General features: G+C 69.0%; 6 protein-coding genes and 3 pseudogenes. 4 read left to right on the forward strand and 5 right to left on the reverse strand.

The window, feature by feature from the left end:
* Positions 1-1,765: hypothetical protein (locus ACLQ24_RS26465; RefSeq protein WP_425894421.1), on the forward strand; the 1,765-nt coding region annotated here is incomplete at its 5' end.
* 530 nt (positions 1,766-2,295) lie between these two features.
* Here ACLQ24_RS26465 and ACLQ24_RS26470 read toward each other — a convergent pair.
* The gene (locus tag ACLQ24_RS26470) at positions 2,296-2,796 is read right to left on the reverse strand and encodes a transposase (RefSeq protein ID WP_425894422.1); all 501 of its coding nucleotides are present in this window, start codon (positions 2,794-2,796) and stop codon (positions 2,296-2,298) included.
* Between the two features lie 7 nt (positions 2,797-2,803).
* Positions 2,804-2,961, reverse strand: a pseudogene (locus tag ACLQ24_RS26475) (IS256 family transposase); the annotation flags it as partial.
* A 119-nt stretch (positions 2,962-3,080) separates the two neighbouring features.
* Here ACLQ24_RS26475 and ACLQ24_RS26480 point away from each other — a divergent pair.
* Positions 3,081-4,802: an IS1182 family transposase gene (locus ACLQ24_RS26480; protein ID WP_425894423.1), complete on the forward strand. Its 1,722-nt coding sequence runs from the start codon at positions 3,081-3,083 to the stop codon at positions 4,800-4,802.
* Here the strand turns inward: ACLQ24_RS26480 and ACLQ24_RS26485 are convergent.
* Positions 4,785-5,024, reverse strand: coding sequence for a hypothetical protein (locus ACLQ24_RS26485; RefSeq protein ID WP_425894425.1), 240 nt, complete (start codon positions 5,022-5,024; stop codon positions 4,785-4,787). The two genes, ACLQ24_RS26480 and ACLQ24_RS26485, sit on opposite strands and share 18 nt — an antisense overlap.
* Positions 5,025-5,137: 113 nt before the next feature.
* Between ACLQ24_RS26485 and dnaG the strand changes: the two are divergent.
* Together dnaG and ACLQ24_RS26495 are read left to right on the forward strand one after the other, a co-directional pair.
* Positions 5,138-7,040 (forward strand): annotated as a pseudogene (gene dnaG / locus ACLQ24_RS26490) (DNA primase).
* On the forward strand, positions 7,041-7,577 hold the full coding sequence (locus tag ACLQ24_RS26495) for a hypothetical protein (protein WP_425894426.1): 537 nt from the start codon (positions 7,041-7,043) through the stop codon (positions 7,575-7,577).
* 7 nt (positions 7,578-7,584) lie between these two features.
* On the opposite strand, the gene ACLQ24_RS26500 is transcribed toward ACLQ24_RS26495, so the two are convergent.
* Both ACLQ24_RS26500 and ACLQ24_RS26505 read right to left on the reverse strand, forming a co-directional pair.
* Complete coding sequence (locus ACLQ24_RS26500) at positions 7,585-8,604, reverse strand: TAXI family TRAP transporter solute-binding subunit (protein ID WP_425894427.1); 1,020 nt, start codon at positions 8,602-8,604, stop codon at positions 7,585-7,587.
* Positions 8,601-10,244: pseudogene (locus ACLQ24_RS26505) on the reverse strand (TRAP transporter permease); the annotation flags it as partial. The gene ACLQ24_RS26500 and the pseudogene ACLQ24_RS26505, both read right to left, overlap by 4 nt.
* Positions 10,245-10,321: the final 77 nt, after the last annotated feature.

The raw sequence follows: 10,321 nt of genomic DNA on the forward strand, positions 1-10,321 counted from the left end.
CGATAGCCAGAGCGCTGGCGGCACCGCGTCCGGGTTCGTCCAAGGCCGAAGGAGCAGACTCCGCGAGTTCAGCGTGGCCGAGCGGATCGCCGCACTCGAAGATTGGGCAGCCCGCAACACGGACCGCCACGGCCACTTCCCCGGCCTGGGACAGCGGTGGCCTCTGCCAGGATCAGCCGGCGAAGCGGTCAACATTGGCCTGTGGCTGTTCCAACTGGAGGGTCGAGGCGTGCCAGCCGCGCACGCGGCTGACGCGGCTGACATCGAAATCGCCCTCATGCGGACCGGATACCAGCCCGTCAGGGACGACGCCACCGGCTGGATTGAAGCCTTCGAGGGATCGAGCTACGCGGCTAACCGCATGCCGTGGCATCAAACGTTATCACTTATCGCGGCCATGTGGGAATGGATTGACGAATACCCCGAACATCACGGCACAATCCCGCCTGAGGATTATGTTTGGAATGTGGGATACAAAAAGGTCCCGCTCGGCAAAGCGTTACACGAGATGGCAGCGGGACTCGCCGACTTTAGTGATAACCGGGACCTGCAGGCGATGACCGAAGAAGCCCTGCGCGCACGCGGATATCTCGTCCTGCACGACGGCCCCGGTTGGTTTCACGCGCCAAACGGGGTGCTCGGCGCCGACAGCGTTCAAGACGCGGCACCGGGGACATCCGAGGTCATCGACCTCTCCGCTGACATGCACGAGGCGGAGCCTTCCGCCACCGGGGTGGTGCCAGGGCCGTGGATGGACTTGAGGGCCGGCCCGGTGACCGTGCCGCCCGGGCGGGGTGTCCAGGTGGATCCGTCGGGGCGGGTCTATTGGGTCGACGCGTCACCCTCTACGACGATGAGGCAGATGCTCCTCGCCGCGGTGGCCGACTTCGACGCAGAGGTGATCTTCCTGGGCGCTCCCCTGGCTGGGAAGGCCAGCGACCAGGCCATACGGGATGTGCGGTGCCTCGCGCAACACCTGGCTCTGGGGCAACGGCCCCACGTCGTAGTCACACCCGCGTATCTCCACGAAACCCTTACCGAACTGTCTGAAGACCTCACCGTCAGCATCATCCACCCGACTCTCCCGCAGCGCTCACCCGGGAAAGCCTCACTCGGCTACGACTGGACAGCCACCCTCGGCACCACGGCTGTCACCCTGGGCCCCGTCCTCACCAGGGCAGGGCTCACCACCGCCACACGTCACACCAAGACCCACCCCCGCATCACCCCGGCCCTGGCGCACCTCCTGCTCGCAACTGACCGCGACACCACCCTGACCATCCTGCACACCCACCGCGACGAACTCACCAGCCCACAAGCCCGCACCGACCTCAACACCATCCTGACCCGCGTCCAGAACGACCCCTGGTTCACCCGCTTCAACCCCCTACTGGGCGAGCTAGGCACGCCTCATGCCGCTCCCATCGTCCTGGACTACCAGCAAGACCCCGACCCCACCACCCGCAACTACCACCTCATCACCGACCACGCCCGCTCCATCACCCCCACCCTGCGCGTCGACCTCATCAAACAAACCGGCCACCCCGCAACCGGCGCCACATACGCCCTAGAAGCCGTCAACATCTTCTTCAGCGCAGGAATAGAGGTCGCGAAAGCTTACGTCCACGAACACTCCAAACAGCTGGCAAACAACGAAAAAATTAATTGGGTGAACGCCATAACCAAACTCGCTCGAGACCCCGATCACATCCAGGACAATCCAGAACTGCATAACCTCGCCACCGCGGTCCTCGACTGCACATGACACAACTACTACCGCATCAGGCAACGTTCGCCCTATCGACTACCTCGCGAAGGCGTTCATCGGCAGAGTTCTTGTCTCGCCCAGATGATGTAGCAGCGCGGATCATGCTGACCTGCTGCCGGCGCTGGTGTGACCAGTGCCGTCGAGGGTGAAGTAGCGCAGGGCGGCGAACAGATGCCTGATACTCCAGCCGCATCTGGTGGAGGTGGAGTTTTCGCCGGTAGTGAGCTGTTTTGGCCCGGTACTGGTGTCGGCGTCGCCATCGTGACCAACGATTGATGTGATCGAATGGTCGGATCGTGGTGATCAGGTGTGCCAGCAGACGTCGGACCTCGCCGAGGGTGAGAGGAATGAGAGTACGTGTTCAGCCAACGTCAACGGCATGATCATGCCTTGTCGAGACTCTCGCCGATCTGGTCAAACCATTACAGAGCGGACGGCCACAGCTGGCAGGAGCGGCTGCAGGGTCAAGATCGACCCACCGTATGAGCGCATAACCACAGGTCAGACCGATTCGGCCGCCCATCTACTCACGCTGAACAGCTACGAATGAGACCGTCCTGGTCGAATTTGGTGCCCCCTTTTTGGCGTGGGCCGTGGTGACCGCGAGGTAAGCGTGGGCGCACAGAACGAAAGTTATGTGGCGGTACCAGGCGTGGTAGCGAGGCACTTGATAATGATCCAGGCCGACCTCGGTCTTCGCGGTCTGGAAGCCTCCTCGATCGCCCACCGAGTCCGGGCGGTCCGGACAAGGGTCTAGTCACTGGTGTCGGCAGGGCCCGCTGGTTGCGGGGGACGGCCAGGACGTAGCCAAAGCGCTGCTGCTGCAGCCAGGTCCGGAACTTCGAGTCCTGCCCGTATGCCTCGTCGGCGGTGACCCACCGTGCCGGCAGTCCGGCGGAGATGGCGCGTTCGATCATCCGCAGTCCCAGCGCGGGTTTCGTGGCGAACTCGACGCTGGCTGCGATGCCGGCTTCCTCCAAGCCTGTCCGAGTTTCTGTGTAACGCCCCGTCCTGTCTGAACTCGGCATCGATGGGGATGCGGTTCGGGAAGAACAGGTCCAACGCGTTGAGGGCCTGTTTCCAGCCGTGCACGCCAGCGCCTTCGACCAGCCGTGGCGGCGCGGTGCGGTGCGGGAGTTTGTGGGTTTGCCGGCCTTGGCGGCGCGTTGCCGCGCGCGTTTGTCCTCGATGTCGACTCTGCTGCCAAATTCGTGACACGCCGTCGGGATCGTTTTGACTGGCTGGTTGTGGGGAGATGATCCCTGTTCGCGGTCGTGTTCTCGTCGTTTCCGGCCGCGGGAGGGGTGTGCGGATGTCGATGCAGCCGCGGTCGCGGGTCCAGATTCCTGATCAGACGGTGCTGGTGGCTCGCGCGGCGTTCCCGAATGGCAGTGTGGCGATGTCAGCGCGTGACCATCTGGGCGAGGTGTTCACCGACGAGCAGTTCGCTGCCGCGTTCGGTGTCCGGGGCGCGCCGGCCGAGTCACCGGGTGCGTTGGCGATGGTGACCGCGTTGCAGTTCACGGAGAACCTGACTGATCGGCAGGCCGCGCAGATGCTCGCCCGGGCGATTGACTGGAAGTACGCCCTCGGCCTGGAGTTGACCGATCCCGGCTTCGACGCCAGCGTGCTGAGCAAGTTCCGTACCCGGCTGGTCGAGCACGGCCTGGAGGAACAGGTCTTCACCGCGATGCTGACCGTGTTGACCGGTAAGGGCCTGATCGCCGCTGGTGGTAGGCAGCGCACCGATTCCACGCACGTGATCAGCGCGGTGCGGGACCTCAACCGCCTTGAGTTGGCCGGTGAGTCGGTACGGGCCTGCCTGGAAACGTTGTCGGTGGCCGCACCCGGCTGGCTGGCCACGGTGATCGACGTCGGCGAGTGGGCGCACCGGTACGGGCCCCGCATCGATTCCTGGCGGCTGCCCACGTCGGCGGCCAAGCGGGACCGGCTCGCCCAGGTCTACGGCACCGACGCCGTCATGCTGCTGCGTGCGGTGTTCGCCGACCAGGCTCCGGCATGGCTGGCCGAACTGCCCGCGGTGCTGACGCTGCGCACCGTGCTGGTGCAGAACTACCTGATCACCACCGACAGCAGAGGGCGGGAGGTGATCCGGCGGCGGGAGGCGGACACGGACGGTCTCCCGCCCGCCAGATCCCGGATCACATCACCGTACGACACCGACACCCGGTGGGCCGCCAAAGGCGACGACCTGTTCTGGAACGGCTACAAGGTCCACCTGAGCGAAACCTGCGACCACGAATCCGACACCACCGGCGACCACGGCGGCCAGAGCGGTCCCCGGTCGGCACCGAACCTGATCGTCAACGTGGCCACCACCACGGCCACCGTCCCCGACGTGAAAGCCACCACCGGCATCCACCAGCAACTGCACGACCGCCGGCTACTGCCCGGCGAGCACTACCTCGACTCCGGCTACCCCTCGGCCGACACCATCGCCGCCGCCACCCGCTATGGCATCACCATGGTTACCCCGGCCCTGCTCGACCAGTCCACTCAGGCCCGCGCCGGCACCGGCTACGACAAGACCTGCTTCACCATCGACTTCGACACCCGGCAGGTCACCTGCCCCCAAGGACAGACCAACACCAACTGGAGCCCCACGGTCCAACGCGACACCGACGTCATCGTCGTCAAGTTCGCCGGCACCACCTGCCGTCCCTGCCCCACACGAACGCAGTGCACCACCGCGAAACGCGGCGGCCGGCAACTCACCTTCCACCCCCGCGACCTACACCACGCCCTCATGACCGCTCGCACCCAGCAGGCCAGCGACAACTGGCAGGACAAGTACAAGCTACGCGCCGGCGTCGAAGGCACCATCAACCAGGCCCTCGACATCACCGGCATCCGCCACACCCGCTACCACGGCCTGCCGAAAACCCGCCTCCAACACGTGTTCTCCGCGATCGCCCTCAACCTCGTCCGACTCCACGCCTGGTGGACCCGACACCCCCTACCACCAGCCCGGACCAGCAACCTCCAACGCCTCGACCTAGCCCTCGCCGCCTGAACCGAATTCGGCAGCAGAGTCGATGTCGGCGATCGCGAGCCAGATCAGCTTGATCATGGCGTCGTCGGTGGGGAAATGCCCTCGGCGCCGATGAGTTGAGCGCCGAGCGTGATCGGCGTGCCGTTCGCCGGTGTCGTCGGCCTGCGGGCCCCGCCCCCATATCCGCAGCCGGCCGGCCACCCAGTCCGGTGGCCGGGGCCTGTTGGCGCGTACCCTGCGCATCTGGTCATGGTCCCCGCGCGGACCCGGCGGCCGGGCCGGAACGGGTGAGTCCGGCGGCGGCCCCCGCCGCACCGCGTCCCCCGGCCGGCGCGTCGTCGGTCGGGCAGGGCAGGATGTACGGCGAGGGGGTGGCACATGGCGGGGCGAATCCGGGACGAGGACATCGGGCTGGTCCGGGAACGCACCTCGATCTCAGATGTGATCTCCGAGACGGTCACCCTGAAGTCGGCCGGTGGCGGCAACCTCAAGGGCCTGTGCCCGTTCCACGACGAGAAGAGCCCGTCGTTCAACGTGTCACCGGCCCGTAACGTCTGGTACTGCTTCGGCTGCGGGGCCGGCGGCGACGCCATCAAGTTCCTGATGGACGCGGAGCACTTGAGCTTCGTCGAGTCCGTCGAGCGGCTGGCCGGGCGTGCCGGCATCCAGCTCCGCTACGTCGAGGACGACCGGAGCGCCCCGCGCCCGCGTCCGCAGCAGGGCCAGCGCCAACGTCTGGTCGCCGCGCACGCCGCCGCTGTGGAGTTCTACCGGGCGCAGCTCAGCACCGCCGGGGCCCGACCGGCACGGGAGTTCCTGGCTCGACGGGGCTTCGACCGGGCCGCCGCCGAGCGCTACGGGTGCGGGTTCGCGCCGGACGGCTGGGACCTGCTCACCAAGCACCTGCGCCAGCAGGGCTTCACCCACCAGGAGCTGGTCACCGCCGGCCTGTCCCGGGAGTCCCGCTCGGGCACGCTGATCGACCGGTTTCGCCGCCGGTTGCTCTGGCCGATCCGTGACCTGACGGGTGACGTGATCGGTTTCGGGGCGCGCAAGCTCTTCGACGACGACGACGGCCCGAAGTACCTGAACACGCCCGAGACGCCGATCTACAAGAAGTCGCACGTGCTCTACGGCATCGACCAGGCCAAACGGGAGATCGCCAAGCAGGGCCGGGCGGTGATCGTCGAGGGCTACACCGACGTGATGGCCTGCCACCTGGCCGGCGTGACGACGGCGGTGGCGACCTGCGGCACCGCGTTCGGCGCGGACCACATCGGGGTGCTGCGCCGGCTCCTGCTGGACACCGACTCGGTGGCCGGCGAGATCATCTTCACCTTCGACGGGGACGCCGCCGGCCAGAAGGCGGCGCTGCGCGCGTTCGCCGACGACCAGCGCTTCGTGGGCCGGACGTTCATCGCGGTCAGCCCCGACAACATGGACCCGTGCGAGCTGCGCCTGGCCAAGGGCGACCTGGCTGTGCGGGACCTGGTCGCCCGCCGCGAACCCCTCGTCGATTTCGCGCTGCGCCACGAGATCAGCCGCTTCGACCTGGACACCGTCGACGGCCGGGTCGAGGCGATGCGCCGGGCTGCGCCGCTGGTCGCGCAGCTCAAGGACCGGGAAAAGCGCCCAGAGTACGTCCGCAAGCTCGCCATGGACCTCGGGATGGAGATCGAGCCGGTGCAGCGGGCCGTGCTCGCCGCCGCCAACACCCCGCCGTCCGGCGCCCGGGACGCCGCACCCGCCGCCCGGCCCGCCCCGGCCCGTCCCGAAGTGTCGGTGGACAGCCCGCAGTCGATGGTCGAGCGCGAGGCGTTGAAGCTGGCCCTGCAACAGCCGGTGCTGGCCGGGCCGATGTTCGACGCGGTCGAGGCGACCGAATACCGCCACCCGGTGCACGTGGCCGTGCGGACGGCCGTCGCCGAGGCCGGCGGCGTGGCGTCGGCGACCGGGGGTGCGGTCTGGATCGAGAAGGTCCGCGACGCCTGCGACGACCTCGCGGCTGCGGCGCTGGTCGGCGAGCTGGCCGTGGAGCTGCTGCGCATCGACGGTGAGCCCGACCCGCGCTACGTGTCGATCACCATGGCCCGGGTGCAGTTCGGGTCGGTGACGGCCCGCATCCGTGACCTCAAGTCGCGAATCCAGCGGATCAACCCGGTCAACAACAAGGACGAGTACTTCGCCGCCTTCGGTGAGCTGCTGTCCCTGGAACAGCACGCCCGGGCGCTGCGCGAGCAGGCTGCGGGAGGGCTCTAGATGGGACTGTTCAGCCGCAAGCCGAAGTTGCCCCCGGCCGACCGGCCGCCGCTGACCGCCGACGAGCGGGTGCTCGCCTGGGCGGCGGTGGGCAACGGCGAGGGCGACGGCGTGATCGTGGCCAGCAACCTCGGGCTGTGGCTGCCCGGGCGGGGGCACCGCATCGGCTGGCACGACCTGATCAAGGCGGTCTGGTCCGGTCGGGAGCTGACCGTCACGCCCGCCGAGACCGTCGTCGAGCGCGACGGCTACCTCGTGGTCGCCGACGGGCCGGCCGAGACGTACCTGCTGCTCGACCCCGGTGAGCTGCCGCACCAGGTACGGGCCAGGGTGACGCGTTCCGTCGCGTACACCGAACACCACTCGGTGCCCGGCGGCGCGGCGCGCGTCGCGGCCCGCCGCGCGGCCGGGGTCGACGGTCTGACCTGGACGGTCCGACTCGACCCCGGCACACCGGCGGACGACGAGGCGTTGCTCGCCGAGACCGACCGCCTGGTCGGCGTGGCCCGCGCCGCCACCGCGCCGACCGATCTCTGACCGACGGTCACCTCGCCTCGAGGTCGTTCAGCGCCTTCTCGGCGCCGCGGTGCAGCGGCACCGGCAGGGTCCTGCGGGCCTTCTCCAGCGAGATCCCCTTGGCCGCCGGGTTGGCCTGGGCCAGGACGTCGCGCCTGTCGAACACCGTCCGAGTTATCGCGCAGGTGACGTTGGCGTCCAGGTCCTTGCGGACCAGCAGCACGTTGGGCACGACGATGGTCGGGGTGTCGGCCGCCGTCCGGTACACGTCCCGACCGATCGTGCCGGACTGGTAGCCGGGACTCAGCGCGGTCACCTTCGGCAGCAGCGGCGAGATGTCGACGAATGCCACCGTGTCGCCGGCGGTGGTGAACAGGTCCGTCAAGCCACCGGTGGGTAGGCCACCGGACCAGAAGAACCCGTCGATGCTGCCGTCCTTGATGCCGTCGACCGTCTTGGCAAGGTCGAGTCGCTGCGCCCGCACGTCCTCGGCCGGGTCGAGCCCGGCGGCCTCGAGCAGCCGGTTCGCGATCGCCTCCGTGCCGGACTTCGGGGAGCCCGTGGAGATCCGCTTACCGCGCATGCCGGCGACCGAGGTGATCTGAGCATCCTTGCGGACCACCACCTGCGTGTAGTTGTCGTAGAGGCGGGCCAGCGCCTCCACCGGCTGTGGCGCGCTGAAGCTGCCCTTGCCCTCCACCGCGTTGACGGCCGTGTCGAACAGCGAGAACGCCACGTCGTACTGGCCGCCGACCAACTGCTCGACGTTCTGCACCGACGCGCCGGTCTCGGCGGCGGTGCCGGTGAGCTTGCCGCCGGTCGCGCCGGAGAGCTGCCCGGCCAGAGCGTTGCCGACGACGTAGTAGACGCCCGTCGAGTTGCCGGTGGCGATGCCGACGCGGGTCTCCCGGGCGACCTCGCAGGTGACCTCACTGGCCGTGTCGTCCGTGGCCGCGCCGCCCTTCTGGCCCCCGCAGCCGGTCACGCCCGTCAGGACGAGGGCGAGCACGCTCAGGCCCGCCACTAGCCGTACGTCGATTCGTCTCACAGTCTCTCCTCAACAGGATGGGGCGATGGTCGGCCGGCGGATCGGCGTCGCAGGAACACACCCGTCGCCGCGACGGCGGCCAGCGTCGCGCCGAGGGCGACCGGCACGGGTTCGAGCCAGAGCAGCGTGACCCCGCCGAGGGCGCCGAGCGCCCGCTCCGGCGCGCCCGCCGGGCCCACGCCGGGCAGCCAGCCACCGGCGGCGACGGCGAGTACCGCCACGCTGAGCGCGGTGACCACGGCGGCGACGGCGATCCGCGCCACCCCGCCGATGCCGAGCAGGCCCAGCCCGGTCGGGGTGATGGCGAACGCGATCGGGGTCAGGTACGCCGGCAGCGCGTACCGCAGGGTCTGCCACATGGTCGGCACCAGCCGACCCCCGGTGACGGCGGCGGCCGCCACCGCGGCGAGCGCGGTGGGCGGGGACACTTCGGACAGCACGGCGAAGTAGAAGACGAACATCGCCGCGGCGGGCGCGGCCACGCCCAGGTCGAGCAGGGCCGGGCCGACGATCACCCACCCGATGACGAACGAGGCGGTGACCGGTACGGCCAGGCCCAGCAGGCTGAGGGCGACGGCGGCGAGCAGCGCCGTCAGCACCAGGACCAGCGTCGGGTCCGAGGTGGCCGCCTCCGCCCCGCCGATCAGCAGCGCCGCCGCCTGCGGCCCGAGACCGGTCTTCGTGGTGGTCGCCGTGATGATGCCGGCCGCGGCGCAGACGGCGGTGACGGCGAGGACCCCGCGTACGCCGGTGACGAGCGCGGTCACCAGCCGGGCCGGGGTGAGCCGGTGCGTGCGGTCCAGGTACGACAGTGCGGCGGTGAGGACGATGGCGAAGACCACGGCCCTCGTCGCGGAGACACCGACCGCGAGGAACCCGATGATCGCGATCAGCGAGGCGAAGTGGTAGCCGAAACGGCCCAGCAGCCGCCACGGCGAGCCGACGTCGAGCACGACCGGTCGTACGCCGGACCGGCGGGCGTCGATCTCCACGGAGAGCAGAATGCCCAGGTAGTACAGCACCGTCGGCACCGTCGCCCAGCCCAGCACCGTAAGGTACGACACGCCCAGGTACTCGGCGATGATGAACGCCGCCGCCCCCAGGGTGGGCGGGGAGAGGATCGCGCCCACCCCCGCCGCGGCCAGCATGCCGCCGGCGCGTTCCGGGGGATAGCCGGCGCGACGCAGCAGCGGCCAGGTGACCGCGCCGATGCTCACCGTCGTCGCCGCGCCGGAGCCGGAGACCGTGCCGAGCAGGAAGCCCGAGGCCACCGCCGTCCGACCGGCGGCGGTACGCGAGCGGCGGAACGCGGCGGCGGACAGGTCGACGAAGAACCGCCCGGCCCCGGACAGCTCCAGCACCGCGCCGTAGATGGTGAACAGCACGATGTACGACGCGGCCACGTCCAACGGCGTGCCGTAGAAACCGCTGTCGGAGTTGTAGAAAGCGTCGACCAGTTGACGGAAATCGAGCCCGGCGTGCGCGATCGGCCAGGACTGCGGCAGCAACCCGCCGTAGTAGCCGTACCCGAGGAACAGCAGGCAGACCGCCGGCAGGATCCAACCGGTCGTACGCCGGCACGCCTCCAGCAGCAGAATCAGCAGGACGGTGCCGAGCATCAGGTCGGTCGGCGCGAGCAGGGTACGTATTCAGCTTGAGGTAGCCGTTTGAGGCAACCACGGCCCGGTGGTGAACAGCTGTTTGAGGACGTCGAGGG

Source organism: Micromonospora sp. DT4 (assembly GCF_049841675.1).
Lineage (GTDB): Bacteria > Actinomycetota > Actinomycetes > Mycobacteriales > Micromonosporaceae > Micromonospora.

Excerpts from the sequence above, each read along its gene's own strand:
- ACLQ24_RS26485 (WP_425894425.1), bottom strand. The coding sequence starts at position 5,024 with ATGCGCAGGGTACGCGCCAACAGGCCCCGGCCACCGGACTGGGTGGCC.
- ACLQ24_RS26470 (WP_425894422.1), bottom strand. The coding sequence starts at position 2,796 with ATGCCGAGTTCAGACAGGACGGGGCGTTACACAGAAACTCGGACAGGC.
- ACLQ24_RS26480 (WP_425894423.1), top strand. The coding sequence starts at position 3,081 with ATGTCGATGCAGCCGCGGTCGCGGGTCCAGATTCCTGATCAGACGGTG.
- ACLQ24_RS26495 (WP_425894426.1), top strand. The coding sequence starts at position 7,041 with ATGGGACTGTTCAGCCGCAAGCCGAAGTTGCCCCCGGCCGACCGGCCG.